Source organism: Janthinobacterium sp. EB271-G4-3-2 (assembly GCF_020858035.1).
GTDB classification, from domain to species: Bacteria; Pseudomonadota; Gammaproteobacteria; order Burkholderiales; family Burkholderiaceae_D; genus Janthinobacterium; species Janthinobacterium aestuarii.
On record NZ_JACYMG010000005.1, the window covers coordinates 347,388 to 367,253 of the forward strand.

19 protein-coding genes are annotated in these 19,866 nt (G+C 64.1%); 16 read left to right on the plus strand and 3 right to left on the minus strand.

What is annotated here, in order from left to right:
* Positions 1-1,635, minus strand: coding sequence for an acyl-CoA synthetase (locus IGS55_RS13815; RefSeq protein WP_230517576.1), 1,635 nt, complete (start codon positions 1,633-1,635; stop codon positions 1-3).
* Between the two features lie 144 nt (positions 1,636-1,779).
* Between IGS55_RS13815 and IGS55_RS13820 the strand changes: the two genes are divergently transcribed.
* From IGS55_RS13820 to IGS55_RS13880, 13 genes are all read left to right on the plus strand, one after another.
* Positions 1,780-2,451: a Crp/Fnr family transcriptional regulator gene (locus IGS55_RS13820; protein WP_230517593.1), complete on the plus strand. Its 672-nt coding sequence runs from the start codon at positions 1,780-1,782 to the stop codon at positions 2,449-2,451.
* A 62-nt stretch (positions 2,452-2,513) separates the two neighbouring features.
* Positions 2,514-3,107 (plus strand): helix-turn-helix domain-containing protein, encoded by a 594-nt coding sequence (locus tag IGS55_RS13825; protein WP_230517577.1) that lies wholly within the window; start codon positions 2,514-2,516, stop codon positions 3,105-3,107.
* A 35-nt stretch (positions 3,108-3,142) separates the two neighbouring features.
* Positions 3,143-3,529, plus strand: coding sequence for a DUF2946 domain-containing protein (locus tag IGS55_RS13830; protein WP_230517578.1), 387 nt, complete (start codon positions 3,143-3,145; stop codon positions 3,527-3,529).
* Positions 3,530-3,590: 61 nt separating this feature from the next.
* Entirely contained in the window at positions 3,591-4,187 is a 597-nt protein-coding gene (locus IGS55_RS13835) for an SCO family protein (RefSeq protein WP_230517579.1), read from the plus strand.
* Positions 4,188-4,206: 19 nt separating this feature from the next.
* Positions 4,207-4,677 (plus strand): copper chaperone PCu(A)C, encoded by a 471-nt coding sequence (locus IGS55_RS13840; protein ID WP_230517580.1) that lies wholly within the window; start codon positions 4,207-4,209, stop codon positions 4,675-4,677.
* Between the two features lie 123 nt (positions 4,678-4,800).
* A complete protein-coding gene (locus IGS55_RS13845; RefSeq protein WP_230517581.1) occupies positions 4,801-5,475 on the plus strand; it encodes a CerR family C-terminal domain-containing protein in 675 nt (224 codons plus the stop codon).
* Positions 5,472-6,680 carry a multidrug effflux MFS transporter gene (locus tag IGS55_RS13850; RefSeq protein ID WP_230517582.1) on the plus strand — a complete coding sequence of 403 codons (1,209 nt, stop codon included), beginning with the start codon at positions 5,472-5,474 and terminating at the stop codon, positions 6,678-6,680. Before IGS55_RS13845 ends, IGS55_RS13850 begins: the two co-directional genes overlap by 4 nt.
* Before the next feature lie 121 nt (positions 6,681-6,801).
* Entirely contained in the window at positions 6,802-8,148 is a 1,347-nt protein-coding gene (locus IGS55_RS13855) for a DUF3422 family protein (protein WP_230517583.1), read from the plus strand.
* Positions 8,149-8,221: 73 nt separating this feature from the next.
* Positions 8,222-9,742 (plus strand): hypothetical protein, encoded by a 1,521-nt coding sequence (locus IGS55_RS13860; RefSeq protein WP_230517584.1) that lies wholly within the window; start codon positions 8,222-8,224, stop codon positions 9,740-9,742.
* A 61-nt stretch (positions 9,743-9,803) separates the two neighbouring features.
* On the plus strand, positions 9,804-10,196 hold the full coding sequence (locus IGS55_RS13865) for a BlaI/MecI/CopY family transcriptional regulator (RefSeq protein WP_034757543.1): 393 nt from the start codon (positions 9,804-9,806) through the stop codon (positions 10,194-10,196).
* The gene (locus IGS55_RS13870; protein ID WP_230517585.1) at positions 10,193-11,950 is read left to right on the plus strand and encodes a M56 family metallopeptidase; all 1,758 of its coding nucleotides are present in this window, start codon (positions 10,193-10,195) and stop codon (positions 11,948-11,950) included. The genes IGS55_RS13865 and IGS55_RS13870 overlap by 4 nt, the downstream gene beginning before the upstream one ends.
* 57 nt (positions 11,951-12,007) lie before the next feature.
* Positions 12,008-12,970: a subclass B3 metallo-beta-lactamase gene (gene bla, locus IGS55_RS13875; RefSeq protein ID WP_230517586.1), complete on the plus strand. Its 963-nt coding sequence runs from the start codon at positions 12,008-12,010 to the stop codon at positions 12,968-12,970.
* A gap of 93 nt (positions 12,971-13,063) precedes the next feature.
* Complete coding sequence (locus IGS55_RS13880; RefSeq protein ID WP_230537215.1) at positions 13,064-14,032, plus strand: IS1595 family transposase; 969 nt, start codon at positions 13,064-13,066, stop codon at positions 14,030-14,032.
* Between the two features lie 11 nt (positions 14,033-14,043).
* Here IGS55_RS13880 and IGS55_RS13885 read toward each other — a convergent pair whose 3' ends face one another.
* Both IGS55_RS13885 and IGS55_RS13890 read right to left on the minus strand, forming a co-directional pair.
* Complete coding sequence (locus tag IGS55_RS13885) at positions 14,044-14,367, minus strand: tetratricopeptide repeat protein (protein WP_230519508.1); 324 nt, start codon at positions 14,365-14,367, stop codon at positions 14,044-14,046.
* A gap of 71 nt (positions 14,368-14,438) precedes the next feature.
* The gene (locus IGS55_RS13890) at positions 14,439-15,377 is read right to left on the minus strand and encodes a zinc-dependent alcohol dehydrogenase family protein (RefSeq protein ID WP_230519507.1); all 939 of its coding nucleotides are present in this window, start codon (positions 15,375-15,377) and stop codon (positions 14,439-14,441) included.
* Positions 15,378-15,495: 118 nt separating this feature from the next.
* Here IGS55_RS13890 and IGS55_RS13895 point away from each other — a divergent pair, with 118 nt between their 5' ends.
* From IGS55_RS13895 to IGS55_RS13905, 3 genes are all read left to right on the plus strand, one after another.
* Positions 15,496-16,416 carry a LysR family transcriptional regulator gene (locus IGS55_RS13895; RefSeq protein ID WP_230519506.1) on the plus strand — a complete coding sequence of 307 codons (921 nt, stop codon included), beginning with the start codon at positions 15,496-15,498 and terminating at the stop codon, positions 16,414-16,416.
* A gap of 54 nt (positions 16,417-16,470) precedes the next feature.
* Positions 16,471-18,561, plus strand: coding sequence for a TonB-dependent siderophore receptor (locus IGS55_RS13900; protein WP_230519505.1), 2,091 nt, complete (start codon positions 16,471-16,473; stop codon positions 18,559-18,561).
* A 141-nt stretch (positions 18,562-18,702) separates the two neighbouring features.
* Complete coding sequence (locus IGS55_RS13905) at positions 18,703-19,866, plus strand: DUF1624 domain-containing protein (RefSeq protein WP_230519504.1); 1,164 nt, start codon at positions 18,703-18,705, stop codon at positions 19,864-19,866.

The window sequence follows — 19,866 nt, forward strand, 5'->3', positions numbered from 1 at the left end:
CTAGACGTCGATGGCCTTGTCCGACTGCATGCGCTTGCGCAGTTCGAACTTCTGGATCTTGCCCGTCGACGTGCGGGGCAGGGGGCCGAAATAAATGGCTTTCGGCACCTTGAAACCGGCCAGGTTGTTCTTGCAAAAGGCGATCAATTCCGCTTCCGTCACCGTGCCGCCCTCGCGCAATTCGACGAAGGCGCACGGCGTCTCGCCCCATTTCTCGTCCGGCTGGGCGATGACGGCGGCGGCCAGCACTTGCGGGTGGTGGTAGAGCGCATCTTCCACTTCCACGCTGGAAATGTTTTCGCCGCCGGAAATGATGATGTCCTTGCTGCGGTCCTTCAGCTTGATATAGCCGTCCGGATACATGACGCCGAGGTCGCCCGTGTGGAACCAGCCACCGGCGAACGCTTCCAGCGTCGCCTTTTCATTTTTCAGATAGCCCTTCATGCAGATATTGCCACGGAACATGATCTCGCCGATCTGTTCGCCGTCGGCCGCCACGGGTTCCATCGTGTCCGGATCGAGCACGGCGACGGCGCTTTGCAAGTGGTAGCGCACGCCCTGGCGCGATTTCAATACGGCCCGCTCTTCCTGCGACAGCGCCGCCCACTCGTCCTGCTCGGCGCAGATGGCGGCCGGGCCATACACTTCCGTCAAGCCATACGAGTGGATCAAGTCGAAACCCATGGCTTCGATCTTCGCCACCATGGCCGCCGGCGGCGGCGCACCGGCCACCATGCCGCGCACGGTCCAGGCTATGCCGTCGCGCCAGTTGGCGGGCGCGTTGGCCAGGGCCGCATGCACGATGGGCGCGGCGCAATAGTGGGTGATGCGCAATTCGCGCATCAGGTCGAACACGAGTTTCGGCTCGAACTTGCGCAGGCACACGTTCACGCCGGCGCGCGCGGCAACGGTCCACGGGAAGCACCAGCCATTGCAGTGGAACATCGGCAAGGTCCACAGGTACACGGCGTGCTTGGGCATGTCCCATTCCAGGATGTTCGACAGGGCGTTCAGGGCCGCGCCGCGGTGGTGGTAGACCACGCCTTTCGGGTCGCCCGTGGTGCCGGACGTGTAGTTCAATGCAATGGCGTCCCACTCGTCCGCTGGCGGCTGCCAGTCGTAATCGGGGTCGCCGCTGGCCAGCAAGCTTTCATAGTCGAGGTCGGAAAATGCTTCCACCTCCGGTCCCAGCACGTCGTTGACCTGGATCACGCGCAGGCCGGGAATCTGCGCCGCCATCTGGCGCGCCAGTTCGGCAAATTCCGTGTCGGCCAGCAAGACTTTCGCCTGGCCGTGGCGCAGCATGAAGGTCAGCGAAGCCAGGTCGAGGCGGATATTCAAGGCATTGAGGACGGCGCCGGCCATGGGGACGCCAAAGCTCGCTTCCACCATGGCGGGCGTGTTCGGCAGCATCACGGCCACGGTATCGCCCGTACCCACGCCCAGCTTGATGAGGCCGGACGCAAGGCGGCGCGTGCGCGCATACGTTTCTTGCCACGTCTGGCGCAGGCTGCCATGTGCAATTGCCAGGCGATTGCCATATACTGCGGCTGCCCTGGCGATATAGTCGAGCGGGGTGAGGGCGGCGTAGTTGGCGCTGTTTTTGCCGAGGCCGGTGTTGAAATCAGCTGTCATGCTTGTCTCCTGGTAAAAGAATCTTGTAGCTCCCTGTTTCGGGATTGATACCGGTTAGCATAGCACCGGTGCTGGAAAATCACTGTCATCTTAGTGACAGGTCTGAAGGATGGAATGGATAGCAACGATAGTGTAGAACGTGCGATGCCGGAACTCGACAGTCACGACTGGTTCGCGGCCCTTGATCCCCGGCATCAGACCCTGTTGCGTGCCGGCAGCGTGCTCCGGCATTACGAGGCGGGCGCCGTCATCACGCGGCGCGGCGAACCGTCCGTGCACTGGATCGGCGTGCACACGGGCTTGATCAAGCTGGCCGTCTACAACGCCGATGGGCGCGGCGCCACCTTTTCCGGCGTGCCGGCCGGTGGCTGGTGCGGCGAGGGCAGCGTGCTCAAGCGCGAATTGCGCCGCTACGACGTGGTGGCCGTGCGCGCATCGAGCATCATCCTCGTGCCGGTGGACCTGTTCCATCTGCTGCTGGCCGAGAGCCTCTCCTTTAACGCCTTCGTCATCCGCCAGCTGAACGAACGCATGGGGCAATTCATCGCCACCATCCAGAACCAGCGCCTGCTGGCCGTCGACGCGCAAGTGGCGCAAGCCATCGCGCAGCTGTTCCACCCCATGTTATATCCGCGCACCTCCAGCGTGCTTGAGCTGTCACAGGAAGAAATCGGCTTGTTGACCGGCATTTCCCGCCAGCGCGTGAACCAGGCGCTGGGCCATCTGGCCGAATTGAAACTCATCAGCATTGCCTATCAGTCGATCCGCGTCGTCGACCTCGATGGCTTGCGCCGTTATGGCGTAGCGTCGCTGTGATGACAGACCGGACGCGCGATGTGTGGCATGCTGGCGGCTCGTTCACCATATTGACCTGACGCATGGCCCTCGTTTCCGATCATCCCTTGCACCTGCTGGGCTTGCGCTTTCCGCTCCGGCTGCGCGTCACCGTGCGCCAGGGTTTTGTGACCTTGCACAATGAAATCACCACCAAGAAGCTGGCCAGCGGCGACAGTTTCGTCGTGCCCGCCTTCTTGCGCTTCGCCTGCGACGTGATGCCGGGGCGGGGCAAGCCGGCCGTGTTTACCCTGGCGCTGGAAGACGATGAGTCCGATGGCGGCCACGGCGGCGGCAAGCGCTGGAGCCAGGCGCTGGCACAGCACATCTTTGATACGCCGCAAGGCAAATGGACGGCGGCGCGCCTGGCCACCCTGTGGCAAGTGACGCCGCACAAGGCCAGGGCGCGCCTGTTTGCCGAGGGCGAGGCCTTGTTGAGCCTGGTGCGCGAACAGCGCCTCGCGCATGCGCTGCACACGGCGGCGCAAGCGGGCGCCGATGGCAAAGACGGCGGGCGCGACCTGGCGCAAGTGGCGGCCGGCTCCGGTTTTGCCTCGATCCCCGCGTTTTGCGACGCCTGCGTGGACGTGGCCGGGGTGCGCCCCAGCCTGTTCCTGCGCGGCCAGGCGCCCGGATAGCCAGACTCCGTTATAATCGGGCCATGGGATATTTATTGAAGCGCAAACAGTGGCACATGTGGTTCGCCTGCCTGGCGATACTGCTCAATGCGCTGTCGCCGTCCCTGTCATATGCGTTTGCCTCGCAGCATGCGAACGCGAACAATGCCGCCGTCGACATCTGCTCGGCCAGCGGCGCCGTCTACACGCAGGCCGATCTGGCGCCTGCCGCTACATCCACCACCGGTTCCGTGCTGCACCACATCGAGCATTGCCCGTTCTGCATCAGCCATGCGGGCAGCGTGGGCCTGCCGCCGCCATCTTCCTCGCCGCTACCCGTCATCACGGGCCACGACCACTATCCGCCCGTGTTTTACCAGGCGCCGCCAGCCCCGTTCGCGTGGCTGGCCGCCAGCCCCCGCGGTCCCCCTTCGGCTGCCTGAACGCCCAGTCACGCCTTCCCTGTCTTAACTGTATCCACTACGCCCCTCGGGCCAGAATGCCATGAAACGTCGTCTTTTCCTTCTCGCCGGCACGGCGGGATTGCTCACGCTTGCCGCTTGCGAACAAGCGCCGAAACCCCATTACAACGGCCTCGACTTGACGGGAGGCGATTACAAGCCCGACTTCAAATTGAGCGGCCCCGACGGCAAGGTGTATACCCTGGCCGACTTCAAGGGCAAGTATGTGATGGTCTTCTTTGGCTTCACGCAATGTCCGGATGTGTGCCCGACAGCCCTGTCGCGCGCGCTGGAAATCCGTCAGAAGCTGGGGCCGGACGCCGATAAGTTGCAAGTGATCTTCATCAGCATCGACCCCGAACGCGATACACCAGAGTTGCTGAGCGAGTACATGCGCGCCTTCGACCCCAGCTTCCTCGGCTTGCGCACGGACCCGCAGGCGACGGCACAGACGGCCTTCAATTACAAGGTCTTCTACCGCCGCGTGCCCAGCGGCAGTTCGTACACGATGGACCACACGGCCATCAGCTATGTGCTCGATACCGAGGGACGCATGCGCCTGGGCTTGAAGCACCAGTTGACGGGCGACGAGTGCGTGCGGGACATCAAGACCCTGATGAAATCGAAATACACCTTATAACCATTGCGAGGAAATAATCATGACCCATCTGAAAACCCTGCTGGCCACGGCCCTGGCCGTGCTGTCCTTCTCCGCCGCTGCCCAGACTTCCGTGCAGATCACCGACCCGTGGGTGCGCGCCACCGTGCCGCAGCAAAAAGCCACGGGCGCCTTCATGCAGATCACGGCGCCGAAAGCCATGCGGCTGCTGGAAGTGCGCTCGCCCGTGGCCGGCGTGGCGGAAATCCATGAAATGAGCATGGCGGACAATATGATGCGCATGCGTCAGGTCAAGGAAATCGCTTTGCCAGCCGGCAAGGCCGTCGAACTGAAGCCGGGCGGCTACCACGTCATGCTGCTGGACCTGAAAGGGCAGGTGAAGGCGGGCGACAATATCCCGCTGACCCTCGTCGTCGAAGGCGAGGACAAGCGCCGCGAAACCATCGAAGTCCACGCCGTGGCCCGTCCGCTGGGCGCCACTTCGGCGCCGATGCCGGCGATGAAGCACTAAGCTTTGCCGCTACCCCCTTGAAAGCCCGGTTCGCCGGGCTTTTTTGCGCCAGCCTGAAAGTTAAACGACTGTTTGATATAATTCCGCACAATATTAAACAGTTGTTTAAACGATGGGAATGGCATGAGGCAAGACAAGGGAAACGAAAGAGAAAGCGAACCGGCGCGCATGCGCATCCTGCAGGCGGCGGTCCAGCTGTTTGCCGATGAGGGCTACAAGCTCGCATCCGTGCGCAGGATCTGCGAGGCGGCCCACGTCAACGTGGCGATGGTCAATTATTACTTTCATGGCAAGGAAGAGCTGTATCTGGCCGCCTTCGACCATGCGCGCGCGCTGGCGCGTGCCTCGGCCGCTGCCGCGCCGGATGCGGGCCCAGCGGTGGCCGTGGCGCCCGTGGAGCAGTTGCGCCTGGCGATAGAAGCGATGGTATGCGACATGCTGCGCCCGGGTGCGGCTTCGCTGTTCAGCCGCCTGGTGGCGCGCGAACTGATCGAGCCGACGGCCGCCATCCACCTGCTGGCCGAACGCGACGTGCGCGCGCACCATGCGCTGTTTACTGGCTTGATCCGTGGCGTGGTGGGGGAGGCCTTGCCGGACGACGTGGTGCAGAAATGCGTGTTCAGCGTGATCGGCCAGGCCGTGTTCTATGCCCGTTCGCGCATCGTGCATGAGCTGGTGGCGCCCGAGATCACCTATGACGAGGCGGGCACCGCCAGCATCGCGCGGCATGTCGCCGCGTTTTCGCTGGCGGCCCTCGACGGCTTGCGCCGCCAATATGCTGCGCAGGCGGTCGCATGAAGACGAGAAACCTGACCCTCGTGCTGGCCGGGCTGGCCATGCTGGGCCCGTTCGCCACCGATACCTTCTTGCCGTCGTTCCCCGCGATCGGCACGCATTTCGACGTCAGCAGCGTGCTGGTGCAGCAGACCCTGAGCGTCTACCTGGCCGCCTATGCCTTCATGACCTTGTTCTACGGCACCTTGTCCGACTCGTTTGGCCGCCGTCCCGTGATCCTCGCTTCCCTGCTGATCTTTGCGGCCGGCTCCATCGGCGCCGCGTTCGCGCCCAGCTTTGGCTGGTTGCTGTTCTTCCGCGGCATGCAGGGCGCTTCGGCAGGGGCGGGCAGGGTGATCGGCCAAGCCATCGTGCGCGACAGCTTGTCGGGCGCGGCCGCGCAAAAGATGCTGGCCAATATCATGATGGTGTTCGGCATCGCACCGGCCATCGCCCCCATCATCGGCGGCTGGCTGCATGTGGCCTACGGCTGGCAATCGACGTTCGTGTTCACCTTTTCCGTCACCGTGCTGCTGTTGCTGGCCTGCCTGAAAGGCTTGCCGGAAAGTTTGGCCGTCGAACAGCGCCAGCCTTTTCATCCGGGCAACATCGCGCGCAATTACTGGCTGGCCTTGCGCCACCGGGCTTTCCTCTTGCGTTCGCTGGCCGTCGCCTTCGCCTTTGGCGGCTTCGCCCTGTACATCGCGTCGGCACCGCATTTTATTTTGGAACTGCTGCGCCTGCCGGAAACGGCGTTCGGCTGGATGTTCATCCCCATGGTGGCGGGCCTGGTGGGCGGCTCGGCGCTGTCGGGCAAGCTGGCCCACGCGGTGAAAAGCACCGTGCTGGTGCGCTGGGGCTTGCTGGCCATGGCGGCCACGGGCGCGCTCAATATTGCTTACAACCACTGGTTCGCGGCCAGCATCCCGTTCGCCGTCGTGCCCGTGATGCTGTACGCGTTCGGCATGTCGCTGGCCTTGCCGGGCATGACCATGTCCACGCTCGACATATTCCCGCAGATGCGGGGCCTGGCCGCCTCCTTGCAAAACTTCGTGCAAATGCTGGTGTTTGCGCTGGTGTCCGGTTTTGTCGCGCCGTTGCTGTTCGACAGCGCATTCAAGCTGGCGCTGGGGCAAGCCTCGGCCGTGGCGCTGGCCGCGTTTTTCTGGTGGCTGGGCACGCGCCAGACCGCGGCGCACGGTGCTACCGGAGTTGCCAAAGCGGCATGATCGGGGTTTGAAAAGGTAGGCATGCTTCCTGCTTTGTTACACTGTGACAATCAGACCCCTGCTGCGGCAGCGCAGCACCCGCGTGGGTCTAAGCAGTTTTGCAACTTTACCTTTGGCTATCATGCACTTGATTAACTCCAGTTTGAACCACGCCTTGCGCGTGCCGCTGGCTGCGGAAATCCACTCGCGGCCGTTTTTGCAGCTCGACGCCCCCGAGCTGATCACCCATCTGGCCGTGTATAAAGATGACAGCGCGGTGACTGGCGCGTCGAATATGGCGGCCCAGCACGCCACCCTGGCGGCCCTGTGCACGCATTTCGGCGTCACGCCGCCAAATGCCGAAGCCAAGTATTTTTATTACGACTTTGGACGCTTCCGCCTGAAATGGGAATGCCACACGGAATTTGCCACGTTTACCTTTGCCGAGCATCCGGGCCAGGCCTTGCCCCTGGAACAAGCGTTCGAGCGCATGCCCCTAGAGCAATTGCCGCAGCAGTGGCTGGTGGGCTTGAAGGGCAAGCTGATGGTGGCGGCCCACGTGGTGCTCGAGCAGGCGACCGAGCCTGCCGAGATCTTCATGCAGGGTTTGTCGCGCGTGTTCGAGGGCAATACCCTGGCCGGCAGCAAAGTATTGCAGGGTGGAGAATTGTGGACGGATTTCACGATCCAGTCCGATGGCTTCAGCCGTTTCGTCATCCGCGACGCGGGCATGCGCTCGCAGCAGTCGGGCCGCCTCGTGCAGCGCGTGCTGGAAATCGAAACCTACCGCATGATGGCCTTGCTGGGCTTGCCCTACGCCATGCAGGCGGCGCCATCGTTGAACGCCATCGAAAACGAACTGGCGACCCTGGCCGCCGCCATGGTCGACACGGACAACGCACCGGGCCTGGCCAAGACGGACGACGGCGTCTCCGAGCAAGGCTTGCTCGACCGCATCACGCGCCTGGCCGCCCGTATTGAAAAGCTGTCACTCGATAATAGCTACCGTTTTTCCGCCTCGAAAGCCTACATGGGCCTCGTCAAGGCGCGCATCGACGAGTTGCGCGAAGTGCGCATCGAAGGCATCCCGACGGTCGAGGAATTCATGGACCGCCGTTTGACGCCCGCCATGAACACGTGCGAAGCGATGGCCAGCCGCCAGGAAGCGATGGCGCAGCGCATCGCCAACACCAACGACTTGCTGCGCACGCGCGTGGGCATCGTGCAGGAATTGCAGAATCGGCAAATCCTGCAATCGATGAACGCGCGCGCGGCCCAGCAGTTGCGCTTGCAGCAAGCCGTGGAAGGCTTGTCCGTGGCCGCCATTTCCTATTACGTGATCGGCCTGTTCAGCTATACGGGCAAGGCGGCCAAGGTGATGGGGCTGCCCGTGAATCCGGAAATCCTCGTCGGCGCCCTGGTACCGTTCGTGGCGGCCGCCGTCTGGCTGGGATTGCGGCGCATGCACCACAAGCTGCACGCGGACTGAGCAGGACGACACTACGCTGTCATTTTTGCTATCTTTCAACATTTGACCGTCAGGTGTTTTGAAAGGAAGTTGCGTGCTACCGAATGTTGGCGATGTTTACAGTGTGTTTTCGTCCGAGCTGCAGCAGTATGTGGCTTGCCAGGTCACTCGCATCAAGGACGTTTCATCGTCCAGGCCGGTCGCTGCCGTGCTGGAGCTGGACTGGACCGGCGACGCCTTGCCCGATGCGGCGGCCGTGCAAGCCATGCGGCCGCTGCTGTGCGATTATTTCTTTTGGAATAATCGCCACGACCACTGCTATGCCACGGCAAACGTGCCGCCTGGCCATACCCTCGTGGGCAATATCGCGCCGCTGGTCGATGTGGAAGTCAACAGCTACCGCAGCGGCTGGAACGTGGGCGACAGCGTGCTGCGCCAGCGCAACTGGGAGCGCATCGATCCGTTGCGGCGCCAGCAATTCAAGGCTGCGTCGGACGAGCGTGAAGTAACAGTCGGCGGCCAGGTCTTCCGGCAGGACGCGACGAAAATCGATGACAGCGTCTTGCAGGCGCTGGGCGACATATCCGAGCTGGAGCAACTGCCTTGCCTGATGTCGATCGAGACCAGCGAAGGCACGCAAGCCTTGATGGAGTTTATCCAGGGCAATCCCTTCATCAATGAGCTGCAGTGGCAGTCATCGACGGTGCATGCGCTCGATTTCAGCGGCAGCGGCTTGAGCCGGCTGATCCTGCAACCCGATGGCGTTACCAGCCTGGTCTTGAACGAAGGCTTGAGCTTGCTCGCGCTGCGCGGCGCGCCATCGCCGGCGCTGGGCATCGACGATGGCGCCGATGGCCGCCATCTGACACTGCAGTGCACGCAGACGCTGCCGCCGTTCCACGGTCTCGGCCAGCTGGGCGGCCTGTCGCTGGTGAGCATGAAGGAAGTTGACCTGGCGCAAGTGGCGCGGCGTTTTCCCCATCTGACGGCCTTGCGCATCTGGGGCAAGCCGGGGCTGGCGTCGCAGATAGCCAGCCTGGCGCAGCTGAGCCAGCTGCGGATGTTCACCGCCTGTGACCTGTTCGGTTACACGGCGGAGGAGTTTCCATCGGCCACGCAATTGCCGCAGCTGTCGGCCTTGTGGCTGACCAGCTTGCCCGCCGATGTGGCCAAGGCCATCAAGACCGGTTACAAGAGGGCGGCGGCTCTGGGACTGGACTTGTCGGTGACCAAGGCGCGCAAGCCGGAATGGCTGGCGGACAACCTGCTCAACCCGTTCCGCGACTGGGATGGCCGCGAACATATTTCTCCTGCGTATGCAAAAAAGGCCGCGCTGGCCTACAAGAACTTGCTGGCCGTGACGCGCGGCATCGATGCCGCCATGGACGCGACGGCGGCCGCCGCCGCGCTGGAGGCGATGGTCGCCGCCTATGTCGATGCATTCAACAAGATCGAGCGGCGGGCCAGCATCATCGAGACGGTCGAGCGCGAGGAAATCTACTCGGTGCTGGCGGAACTGCTGGCACAGCTGCGGCAGCAATTGGGCGGGCAGGGTGCGGCGCTCGTCGATGAGGCGGCCTTGCTGGACTCGTTCAACCGCTTGCGCGAATTTTAGTTTTTCACGAACTAGAAAAAAAGTTCTAGACATCGAGTTCTAGAATCGGTATTCTGGCGGCATGTTAAAAAATACCTCCACTCCCCATCCCACGGCCGCCGAACTGGACCTGCTGCGCATCTTGTGGCAGCGCGGTCCGTCCGACGCCCGCGCCGTGTACGACGCCCTGGCCGCCGAGCGTGCCGACGCCAGTTACGCCACCGTGCTGCGCCAGTTGCAGCTGATGCATGGCAAGGGCTTGCTGAGCCGCGATGAAAGCCAGCGTCCCCAGCTGTATGCGGCCGTCGAAGCGCAGGAAAAGTTACAGACCAGCTTGCTCAAGGACTTGATCGGCAAGGTGTTTTCCGGTTCCGGCAAGGCGCTCGTATTGACGGCCCTGCGCGAGCACGTGAGCGACGCGGAACGCCTGGAAATTGAAAAAATCCTGCGCAGCAAGGATGGCGGCGCGCCATGAGCCTGGATACGAGCTTGGGCATTGAGTTGGGCAAGCTTGTCCCTGCGCTGGGCTGGGTCTTGCTGTATTTCGTCTGGCAGGGCGTGATCGTCGGCGCCGTTTCCGCTGTCCTGCTCTGGCTGCTGCGCCACGCCAGCGCGCGCTGGCGCTATGCCGTCTGCGCGCTGGCGCTGCTGCTGTGCCTGTGTATTCCCATCGTCCACCTGCTGTCTCTGCTGTCGGGCATTTCGCCGGCCCAGCTGCCCGTGGACGCGCCGCCCGCCTGGCGCGCCGCGCTGCAAGCGTGGATGCCGGCCCTGGTGCTGGCCTGGAGCGCCGGCGTTGGCCTGATGAGCTTGCGACTGTGCCTGGGCCTGGCGTGGGTCGGCAAGCTGCGCCGCCAGGCCGTAGCCGCCCCGGCCATCTGGCAGGCGCGCCTCGATGCGCTGGCGCAGCGCATGGGCTTGCACCGGCGGCCGCCGCTGAAGCTGCATGCGGGCCTGGCCAGTCCTGTGACTGTGGGCTTCTGGCACCCCGTCATCCTGCTGCCGGCCGCCTTGCTGAGCGGCATGCCCGTCGCCTTGCTCGAAGCGTTGCTGGCGCATGAGCTGGCCCACGTGCGGCGCTGGGATTACCTGGTCAACCTGCTGCAAAGCGTGGCCGAGGCGCTGCTGTTCTTTCACCCCGTCGTCTGGTGGCTGTCGGCGCGCATGCGGGCCGAGCGCGAACAGGTGGCCGACGCCCTGGCTGCGCAAGCGCTGCAGGATCCGCAGCAGCTGGCCACGGCGCTGCATGCGCTGTCCTTGCAGACGGCCGCGCCAAACCATTCTGGCTTGCTGATGTCGGCCCGGGGCGGAGCATTGCTCACGCGCATAGAACGCTTGATGGCGCCCGGCCTTGACACCGGCAGCTGGAAGATGGCCGTGCCCGCCTTGTTGCTGGCCTGCGCCACCTTGTTGCTGCAGACGCAGGGCAAGCCTGCCGTCAGCGGGGCGACCCTGGCCGAGGCCGCCGCCGGCATGCTGGACTTGCCTGTCAGCGCCAAACACATGCTGGTGTTCGATGACGCCAGCGGCAAGGTATTGATGGCGAAAGACGCGGACGCCGTCGTGCCCATCGCCTCGATCACCAAGCTGATGACGGCCATGGTGGTGCTCGATGCGGGGCAGGATAGGGATGAGCAGGTGCGCATCGTGCGCGCCGACGGCGATGCGTCCTTGCAGCGCCACAGCCTGCTGGCCGATGGCGTGGCCGTGTCGCGCGGCGCGCTGTTGCAACTGGCGCTGCTGCCATCCGAAAACCGCGCCGCCGCCGCGCTGGCGCGCACCTATCCGGGCGGCAGCGCGGCTTTTAATGACGCCTTGCAAGCGAAGATCCGCAGCTTGGGCTTGAGCCGTACCACCTTGCTGGACCCCGTCGGCAGCTCGCCCGCGAATACCTCCACGGCCAGCGAGGTGGCGAAGATCGTCGCGGCCGCCGCGCGCTATCCGGACATCGCGCGCATCACCAGTCACCCGCAAGCGAGCGTGGCGGTCAATGGCAAGACACGCACCTTGCACAACACCAATCCGCTGGTCGGTGGCAAGGGCTGGGACATTGTGCTGTCAAAGACGGGCAGCAGCAGCGAGGCGGGCAGCTGCCTGAGCATGCGCATGCGCAGCGGCGGCAAGCACGTCACCGTCGTGCTGCTGGACGCCGATGGCGCGCAGCGGCGCTCGCTCGACGCCGGGCACATCCGCGACACTCTGGCCGACAGGACCGGCCGCATGCATTGATACCCCCCCCGGGCGCGCCAGTGCGGGCGCCCTTCTTTTTACACTCTGGAGATGAAGATGACACTATTGGCGAAGTTGATGCTGGCTGCGGTTGCGACCATGGCGGCTGGCACGGTGCAGGCGAAGACGCCGGCGGCTGTGCAGGATAAACCGGTTAATTGCGACAATTGCAAGGAATGGAACGCGCCCGTCAAGCCGTTCAATGTCTTTGGCAATACCTGGTATGTGGGCACGGCCGGCCTGTCGGCCGTGCTGGTGACGAGTCCGCAAGGCCATATCCTGCTCGACGGCGCGCTGCCGCAATCGGCGCCGTTGATCATCGCAAACATCAAGGCGCTGGGCTTTCGCATCGAGGATGTGAAATACATTCTTAATTCGCACGCGCATTGGGACCATGCGGGCGGCATCGCCGCGCTGCAGCGGGCCAGCGGCGCCACCGTGATGGCCAGCGCGGCGGCCGCGCCGGTGCTGCAAAGCGGCACCAATGGCAAGGACGATCCGCAGTACCAGGCCAATCCCGTCGTGCATGTGGCCAAGGTGAGCAAGGTCAGCCTGGTGGGCGAGGGCGACACCGTCAAGGTAGGACCGCTGACCCTGACGGCCCACATGACGCCGGGCCACACTCCCGGCGGCACGACGTGGACGTGGACGTCGTGCGAAGGCCAGCGCTGCCTGGACGTCGTGTATGCGGATAGCCTGAACCCATATGCGAGCGGCGATTTCCGTTATACGGGCAAAGGCGCGGGCAAAGGCGGCACGCCCGATATCTCGGCCTCGTTCGAAGCGAGCATCGCCAAGGTGGCCGCCTTACCATGCGACATCATCATCCCCGTGCATCCGGGCACGACGGACGTACTGGGCAAGGCCGCCAGGCGCAGCGGCTCGGACAATCCCCTGATCGACGCCAATGCCTGCCGCGCCTATGCGGCCGAAGCGGGCGGTTTGCTGGCCAAGCGCCTGGCGAAAGAGCGGGGTGAGCCGGCGCCTCTTGACGCCAAGGGCGCCGCGCACGTGCATTAAGTTTGGCTCTGTCTCCGCTAAGTAGGGGAAGTCCAGGAATCTTCCCGTGTCCCTGCTGTCTGACTGTGTATACCAGACAAACGGGAGCCTTCCATGCAGCCAGCCCAATGGAAAACGTTCATCGTCCAGTTCGCCGAATTGAACCGCCGCCAGCGCCTGGCGGGCATCGCTCTGCTGCGCGGGGCCGCATCGCAAGACGTAATCGTGGCACTGGTCGAAAGCGTGGCCCGGCAGCGATTGCACTGTCCTGCCTGCAATAGCAACCATGCTCACCGGCATGGCCATGCGCACGGCCTGCAGCGCTACCGTTGCGTGCCGTGCGGGCGCACCTTCAATGCGCTCACCGGCACGCCGCTGGCGCGCTTGCGCCATAAATCGCTGTGGCTCGACTACGCCGATTGCCTGCTGGCATCGGATTCCGTGCGCAAGGCGGCGCGCCAACTGGGCGTGCACCGCAACACCACGTTTCGCTGGCGCCACCGGTTTTTATCGCTGGCCAAGACGGACCGGCCGCATGGCCTGCACGGCATCGCCGAGGCCGACGAGTTGTATGTACTGGAATCGGAGAAGGGAGCGCGGCAGATGATGCGTCCGGCGCGCCGCCGGGGCGGCCATGCCCATAAACGCGGCATATCGAACGAACAGGTCTGCATCCTGGTGGCGCGCGACCGCACGGGACAGACCCTCGATTTCGTCACGGGCAAAGGAGCGCTGACCAAGGCGCAGCTGCACCATTGTTTGTTGCCCATGATCGACAAGGATGTCTTGCTAGTCACCGACGGCCATGCCGCCTACCGGGCCTTCGCCCGTGAAGCTCGTATCAGCCACCAGGCCGTCAACTTGCGTGCCGGCATCCGCGTGCAGGGCGCCGCCCACGTGCAGAACGTCAACGCCTATCACCGCCGTCTGCGGCAATGGATGGGGCCGTTTCACGGCGTGGCGACGCGCTACCTGCCGAACTACCTGGGCTGGCGCTGGATACTCGACGCCGGGCGCATCCGTTCACCGGAAACGCTGTTGAAAGCAACGCTGGGCGCATTCCCACATCTGACGGTGACATAGCCTTAAGTTTTTTACTCTGCCGCCTGGCGCTGTTTGTGCAGGCGTTTCAGGAACACCGTCATTTCCTTGACGGCTTGCAGGTCGCCTTGCTGCTGGGCCACTGTCACGCCGGTGGTCCACGCGGCCTGCGCTTCGTCCAGCCGGCCCAGCTGGTGCATGGCCTTGCCCAGCAGTTTCCAGGCGGCGGAATAGCCGGGCTGTTGCACGGTGGCTTGCGCCAGGTGCAGGGCCGCTTGCTCGGCGTCATGGTCTTTTAGGCAGGCATCTCCCAAGCCAAAGCGCAGCAGCGCGTTGTCGCGCCCCTGCGCCAGCAGTTTTTCCAGATTTTCACGCATCAAGAGTCCCGTTAATATGCAAGTCTATTCTTGTATATTAGCGTTTCCGCTTGCAAGTAACAAGCCCGCGTTCAATCCCGCAGCTCCACCACGAGCTTGCCGCGCGCGCTGCCGTCGGTTTGCGCCGCATGTGCATCGTGCGCCGTGTGCAAGGTAAAGCGGCGTGGATCGAGCCGCACCTGCAGCTTGCCAGCCTCGATTAACTTGTTGGCTTCGCGCAAGATGGCGCCATGGCGCGCATGATGCTCACCGCTCAACAGGGGCAGCAGGGTGAATGTGCCCCAGCCGAGGCAGCTGACGACGTGGCCGCCGTAGAGGCGTGCCGCCTGGAAGCTGGCGTCGAGGGTGGCGCCGCCCACCGTGTCATAGACGATGTCGAAGCCGGCGCCGCCCGTGTGTTCGGCCACGTAGTCATCCACCGTGCTGGTGCGGTAATCGATGAAGCGGGCGCCCAGCGCTTCGATGGCATCGCGGCTGGCGGCGCTGCCCGTGGCATACACCGTGGCGCCAAGGGTGACGGCAAGCTGCACGGCCATGTGGCCCACGCCGCCCGCGCCGCCATGCACGAGCACGCTGTCACCCGCTTTCACGTGAGCGCGGTCCACTAAACCTTCCCAGGCCGTGATGAAGACGAGGGGCAGGGCGGCCGCTTCGCGCATGCTCAGCGCTGGCGGCACGGGCGCCAGCAGGGCTGCATCGAAGACGCCGTACTCGGCCAGCGAGCCCTGGATGCCGCCGATGCCGCCAGCCATGCCATACACTGTTTCGCCAATATGAAAAGTCGTCACGCCATCGCCGACGGCTTCCACCGTGCCGGCCACGTCGATGCCGAGGATGGCGGGCAGGCGGGGCCGGGCGTGCGGGGCGGCGCCGGCCGCGATTTTCGTGTCGAGCGGGTTGACGCCGCTGGCGGCGATGCGCACGAGGACTTGCCCGGGACCGGGCTGCGGCACGGGCAGGTGTGCGACGGTCATGGGGGCGGCAAAGGTGGTGAGGACGAGGGTTTGCATGGGGTTCTCCTGTGGTTGATGCCCCAGTCTAGGCGGAGATGGCGCAAAGAAAAACGGGGCGCGGCCCCATGCACTATTTCGATATCGTGGATAATCATAGTCAAACAGGAGGGAATGCATGGACAGGCTGGAAGCGATGCGAGTGTTTTGCGCCGTGGTCGAGGCGGGCGGTTTCAGCAAGGCGGCGCAGCGCCTCGGTATTTCGACCTCGTCCGTGACGAACCAGGTGGCGGCGCTGGAAAAACACTTTGGCGTGCGCCTCTTGCAGCGCACCACGCGCAGCATGTCGCTGACGGCCGAAGGCCGGCAATGCCACGCGCAGGCGCGCCAGATGCTGGCCGATATGGCGGCGCTGGAGTCCAGTCTTGAACAAGCGGCCGGGAAACCTTCGGGCAGCTTGCGCGTGGATATGCCCAGCAGCATCAGCCGCAACCTCGTGGCGCCCGCCTTGCCCCGCTTTATGGCCGCTTATCCCGACATTTCCTTGCGCCTGACCGTCAGCGACCGCCTGGTCGACATGGTGGAAGAGGGCATCGACGTAATGCTGCGCATCGGCGAGCCGCAGGATTCATCTCTGGTGGCGCGCAGCCTGCTGAACATGGATTATCTGTGCTGCGCCTCGCCCGCCTTTGTTGCCCGGCATGGCATGCCGCGCACGCCGCAGGAGCTGGACCAGTTTGCCTGCCTGCATTTCCTGTATCCGAAATCGCGCCAGGTGCGGCCCTGGCTGTTCCAGGCCGGGGAGGGAGAGGAGGGCGATGCGGCGTATGCGCACACGCCGCCGGCCGCCTTGGCCTTCGACCATATCGAATCGATGATCGCCGCCGCCCAGGCTGGTTGCGGCATCGTGCAGGCGCTGTCCGTTTCCGTGCTGCAGCCGCTGCGTGAAGGCAGCCTCGTGCCCGTGCTGCAACCGTTCCGCACGCGGGGGCCGGACCTGTGGGCGCTGTTCCATCCGCGTCAGCTGCGCGCGGCCAAAGTGCAAGTGTTCGTGGAGTTTTTGGCGCAGATTGTCGATGAAGGCTTTAATGAGAATTGATTATCAATTATAATGCAAGCCTATTGCATTGAATTGCCCATGTCAGGAATCCCCATGTCCGTGTTTTTACGCCGCCCCGTGGCGCTCTTGCTGGCCGCCGCCAGCCCCTGGTCACTGGCAGTCGATGGTGCGCAGGCTGATGACGTCGTCACCGTCAAGGCCGAGCGCCAGCATTACCGCAGCCTGTCCGCCACGGGCGCCACCAAGACGGATGCCTTGCTGATGGACTTGCCGCAAAGCGTGCGCGTGCTGACCGGCGACTTGCTGCGCGACGCGGGCGTGACGACCCTGGCCGGCGCGCTGGACCTGGCCAGCGGCATTGCAAAACAAAGCCCGCTGGGCGGCTTGTGGGACAGCTACGCCATGCGCGGCTTCACGGGCGACCCGAATTTCGGTTCCGACTACATGGTCAACGGTTTCAGTTCCAGCCGCGGCTACAACGGCATGCGCGACGGCGGCAATACGCAGGCAGTGGAAGTACTGAAAGGTCCCGCGTCGGCCCTGTACGGGCGGGGCGAACCGGGCGGTACGGTGAACATCACGACGAAAAAGCCGAAGTTCGCGCCGGAATACAGCGCCGATGTATCGCTCGGCAGCTTGCAGACGCGCCGCGCCGCCGTCGACTTGACGGGACCCTTGAGCGGCACCATCGCCTACCGCCTGAACGCGGCGCATGAGGAAGGGCACAGCTTCCGCGATACGGTGAAAGTCGAGCGCAGCCTGTTTTCGCCGTCCTTCCTCTGGCTGGTGGGCGAGCACACGACCGTGTCGTATGAAATCGAAGCGGTGCGGCAGCGCGCGCCGTTCGACCGTGGCGTGGTGGCCGTAAATGGCAAGCTGGGGGCCGTGCCGGTGTCGCGCTTCCTGGGCGAACCTGGCGACGGCCCCATGACAGTCAAGTCGCTGGGGCAGCAGCTGTTCATCCATCATGCGCTCTCCGACGACTGGACGGTGCAGGCGGGCGCTTCTTACCGCGACAGCGAATTGAGCGGTTATTCGACCGAGGCGAACAGGCTGCTGGCCGATGGGCGCACCTTGAACCGCCAGCGCCGCCACCGCGATTTCTCGGCCACCGACGTGTCGGCCCGCGTTGAAGTGCTGGGCAAGTTCAGGACGGGCGCGCTGGCGCACGAAGTGCTGGCCGGCGTCGATGCCTATCATTTCGACGACCGCCGGGTGCAGCTGCGCCGCAATCCCTCTGCCGCGAATGCCTATGCCATCGATATTTTCAATCCCGTGTATGGCGGCAAGGCCGATCCGCTGGCCCTGTCCATCGATACGCAGGAAGGGCAGAGGGCGCGTGGCCTGTATGCGCAGGACCAGATCGACCTGGGGGCGCAATGGAAGGCGCTGGTTGGCGTGCGCCACGATAGCTACACGCAGGATGTAACGAATAATCGCCTGCGCGTGAGCAACCGCCAGTCGCTGTCGGCCACCAGCCCCCGCGCGGGCCTCGTCTACCAGCCATCGAAGGCGTGGTCGCTGTATGCGAGCGCGGCCAAGGGCTTCCGGCCCAACAGCGGCATCAGCATAGCCAACCAGGCGTTTCCCGCAGAGCGCAGCCGCTCGTATGAGCTGGGCGCCAAGCTGGAAACGGGCAAGCTGACGGGCACCGTGGCCGTGTACGACATCCGCAAGAGCAATGTGCTGACGACCAATCCCGCCAACACGGACTTCGCCATCGCGGCGGGCGAGGTGGGCAGCCGGGGCTTGGAGCTCGACGTGTCGGGCGAAGTGGCGCGCGGCTTGCGCGTCTCGGGCGCCTATGCCTACACCAACGCCACCGTCACGCGCGGCGACAATACGATCGTGACGGGCAGCCGCTTCGCCAACGTGCCGCGCCACAGCGCCAACCTGCTGGCCACGCAGCAATTCGCGCTGGGCACGGGAACGGCCAGCGTGGGCGGCGGCGTGCAATATGTGGGCGAGCGCCTGGGCGACGTGGCCGTCAGCAGCAAATTTACTCTGCCGGCCTATACGACGGCCAAGCTGCTGGCATCGTATTCGCCGACGGCGAAACTGCGCCTGGCTCTGAACGTGGAAAACCTGTTCAACCGCAGCTATTATGCGAGTTCCTATAGCCAGCTGTGGGTGGCGCCGGGGGCGGAGCGCATGGTGACCCTGAATGCGCATTACCGGTTTTAACTGTGGGGCTCTGTACATGCCACATCATTGTTCGAACCCAGCAGCATAGAGCCGGGGTCAGACCCGGCGGGTCTGACCCCAGATTTTGCTGGTGGGGTGAAATAACACTGCCGACTCACTAAAGTTTTTATAAATCAACCAATGACTGTTCCACTGACTTCCTCCGCCACCCTGCGCACCCGCATCGCCGTCATCGACGTGCTGCGCGGCATCGTCATGCTGATCATGCTGTTCGACCATGTGCGCGAAACCGTCTTTTTACATCACCAAGTTGGCGACCCCATGGATGCGGCCCACGTCGATCCGGCCCTGTTCTTCACGCGGCTGGCCGCCCACGTGTGCGCGCCCATGTTCGTTTTCCTGACGGGCCTGTCCGCCTGGCTGTACGCGCATCCGGCTGCCGGGCCCCGCAGCGCGGCCGGTTTTTTGTTCAAGCGGGGCTTGCTGCTGGTCGTGCTGGAACTGGTGTTCGTCAATTTCGCCTGGAGCGGGGCGTTTCCGCCCGCCGTGCTGTACTTGCAGGTGATCTGGGTCATCGGCCTGGCCATGATGGCGCTGGCCGTGCTGCACAAGCTGCCTTTGAAAGTGCTGATCGTGCTGGGCGTGGCGATTATCGCGGGCCAGCATTTGATGACGGGCTTGCGCGCGGAACAGGGCAGCCTTGGCTATTACGCGCTGACGCTGCTGCTGCAACGCGGCTATCTGGTGGCGGACGGCGCCATGCAGATCAAGGTCAGCTATCCGCTGCTGCCGTGGATAGGCGTGATCGTGCTCGGCTATGCGGCCGGTCCCCTGTATGCGCGTGCATTTTCTGCCAAGGCACGGCGGCGCTGGCTGCTGGCGCTGGGCGCGGGCAGCTTGCTGCTGCTGGGCCTGCTGCGCGGCTTCAATCTGTATGGCGAAACCCTGCCGTGGGTGGCGGGCGACACGGCCTTGCGCACGGCCATGAGCGTGCTGAACTTCACCAAGTATCCGCCGTCGCTGGACTTTTTGCTGTTCACCCTGGGCCTGGGCTTGCTGGGCATGGCCTGGCTGGAAAGCGTCGATAACTGGTTTACGCGCGCTTGCGCCACCTTTGGCGGCGCGCCCATGTTCTACTATTTGCTGCACCTGTACCTGCTGCTGGCCATCGGCATCGCTTTGACGGCCGTGCTGGGTGCCAACCATGGCAACCGTTACGGCGTCGAGCACATCTGGCAAGTGTGGCTGATCGCGCTGGCCCTGATGCCCGTGCTGTACTTTCCTTGCCGCGCGTTCGCCAATTACAAGCGCACGTCGAAGCGGGCCTGGGTGCGCTACTTCTGA

What these genes read in the sequence shown, in the direction of transcription:
- IGS55_RS13815 (WP_230517576.1), bottom strand. Translation starts at nt 1,635, where the DNA reads ATGACAGCTGATTTCAACACCGGCCTCGGCAAAAACAGCGCCAACTAC.
- IGS55_RS13820 (WP_230517593.1), top strand. Translation starts at nt 1,780, where the DNA reads ATGCCGGAACTCGACAGTCACGACTGGTTCGCGGCCCTTGATCCCCGG.
- IGS55_RS13825 (WP_230517577.1), top strand. Translation starts at nt 2,514, where the DNA reads ATGGCCCTCGTTTCCGATCATCCCTTGCACCTGCTGGGCTTGCGCTTT.
- IGS55_RS13835 (WP_230517579.1), top strand. Translation starts at nt 3,591, where the DNA reads ATGAAACGTCGTCTTTTCCTTCTCGCCGGCACGGCGGGATTGCTCACG.
- IGS55_RS13840 (WP_230517580.1), top strand. Translation starts at nt 4,207, where the DNA reads ATGACCCATCTGAAAACCCTGCTGGCCACGGCCCTGGCCGTGCTGTCC.
- IGS55_RS13845 (WP_230517581.1), top strand. Translation starts at nt 4,801, where the DNA reads ATGAGGCAAGACAAGGGAAACGAAAGAGAAAGCGAACCGGCGCGCATG.
- IGS55_RS13850 (WP_230517582.1), top strand. Translation starts at nt 5,472, where the DNA reads ATGAAGACGAGAAACCTGACCCTCGTGCTGGCCGGGCTGGCCATGCTG.
- IGS55_RS13855 (WP_230517583.1), top strand. Translation starts at nt 6,802, where the DNA reads ATGCACTTGATTAACTCCAGTTTGAACCACGCCTTGCGCGTGCCGCTG.
- IGS55_RS13865 (WP_034757543.1), top strand. Translation starts at nt 9,804, where the DNA reads ATGTTAAAAAATACCTCCACTCCCCATCCCACGGCCGCCGAACTGGAC.
- IGS55_RS13870 (WP_230517585.1), top strand. Translation starts at nt 10,193, where the DNA reads ATGAGCCTGGATACGAGCTTGGGCATTGAGTTGGGCAAGCTTGTCCCT.
- bla (WP_230517586.1), top strand. Translation starts at nt 12,008, where the DNA reads ATGACACTATTGGCGAAGTTGATGCTGGCTGCGGTTGCGACCATGGCG.
- IGS55_RS13880 (WP_230537215.1), top strand. Translation starts at nt 13,064, where the DNA reads ATGCAGCCAGCCCAATGGAAAACGTTCATCGTCCAGTTCGCCGAATTG.
- IGS55_RS13885 (WP_230519508.1), bottom strand. Translation starts at nt 14,367, where the DNA reads ATGCGTGAAAATCTGGAAAAACTGCTGGCGCAGGGGCGCGACAACGCG.
- IGS55_RS13890 (WP_230519507.1), bottom strand. Translation starts at nt 15,377, where the DNA reads ATGCAAACCCTCGTCCTCACCACCTTTGCCGCCCCCATGACCGTCGCA.
- IGS55_RS13895 (WP_230519506.1), top strand. Translation starts at nt 15,496, where the DNA reads ATGGACAGGCTGGAAGCGATGCGAGTGTTTTGCGCCGTGGTCGAGGCG.
- IGS55_RS13900 (WP_230519505.1), top strand. Translation starts at nt 16,471, where the DNA reads ATGTCCGTGTTTTTACGCCGCCCCGTGGCGCTCTTGCTGGCCGCCGCC.
- IGS55_RS13905 (WP_230519504.1), top strand. Translation starts at nt 18,703, where the DNA reads ATGACTGTTCCACTGACTTCCTCCGCCACCCTGCGCACCCGCATCGCC.